Origin of the sequence: Marinifilum breve, from assembly GCF_003202155.1 — a bacterium.
In the GTDB taxonomy this organism is placed as follows: Bacteria; Bacteroidota; Bacteroidia; order Bacteroidales; family Marinifilaceae; genus Marinifilum; species Marinifilum breve.
The window spans coordinates 1-468 of record NZ_QFLI01000124.1 but is presented as its reverse complement, the minus strand read 5'-3'; the positions used below and the strand labels follow the sequence as shown (position 1 = coordinate 468).

Here is a 468-nt window from a genome sequence, read left to right as displayed (position 1 = left end):
CGGTGCCAAAAAAAAAGAAATACTTGGAATTTGAAAATTCTTTTTGGCATGCATCATAAGGATACTAAATCCTATTTTCTGGTAAATTTTCATAATTTTTTGACACCTCTAGCTAGGTCATTTGACCTGATACAACATCGGATTTTCATGGTCTAGTTGGGGCTCCGTGGGCATATTTGATGCAAACTTGACATCCTAAACTCTTTATTGATGTATTTTAAGAGATTCGATCACAAAACATTGCATCATATCCAATGATTTTCGAAAGTTATTCGGCAACATTTTTTTTTCTCGGACATCCGGCCGTCCTGGTCGACGAATCCTCGGACCCGGTCGATGAAGTCTCGGACCTGGTCGACGATTTCAACCCCTGGTCGACCATTCCTCGAACCCGATAGATTTTCATCGCCCATTCATCGTCCTGGTCGAGGGTTCCGCCGTCCTGGTCGACGAATTCTCGGTCCCGGT

At 43.4% G+C, this 468-nt stretch carries 1 protein-coding gene; it reads right to left on the bottom strand.

The window, feature by feature from the left end; all coding sequences use genetic code 11:
* Nucleotides 1-268: 268 nt before the first annotated feature.
* A partial coding sequence (locus tag DF185_RS24875) for a hypothetical protein (protein ID WP_207784753.1) occupies nucleotides 269-468 on the bottom strand: 200 nt, incomplete at its 5' end.